Origin of the sequence: Streptomyces beijiangensis, assembly GCF_017315755.1 — a bacterium.
GTDB classification, from domain to species: Bacteria; Actinomycetota; Actinomycetes; order Streptomycetales; family Streptomycetaceae; genus Streptomyces; species Streptomyces beijiangensis.
Genome location: NZ_JAFLRJ010001311.1, coordinates 1 through 253, shown reverse-complemented (window position 1 = coordinate 253; position 253 = coordinate 1). Strand labels below are relative to the sequence as shown.

At 68.4% G+C, this 253-nt stretch carries 1 pseudogene; it reads right to left on the bottom strand.

The window, feature by feature from the left end:
* Nucleotides 1–181 (bottom strand): annotated as a pseudogene (locus J0695_RS41620) (2-keto-myo-inositol dehydratase); the annotation flags it as partial.
* Between the last annotated feature and the right edge of the window lie 72 nt (nucleotides 182–253).

Genomic DNA, 253 nt, shown 5'->3' with positions numbered 1-253 from the left:
CGAGCTCGTCGGCGAGGAGGCCCGGATCGGTGGGGAGATAGCCGTACGGGCCGAGCTCGATCCACTCGTAACCGGACTCCGCGACCTCGTCGAGGAAGCGGGGCCAGGGGACTTGGCGAGGGTCTTCGGGGAACCAGACTCCCCAGGAGTCGGGGGCCGAACCGATCCGGATGCGCGTCATGGGGCCAGGCTTCCCGGGGGCGGGGAGGGGTGTCAAGCATTGGTCCGAATGTCCGGACATTGCGTTGACAGG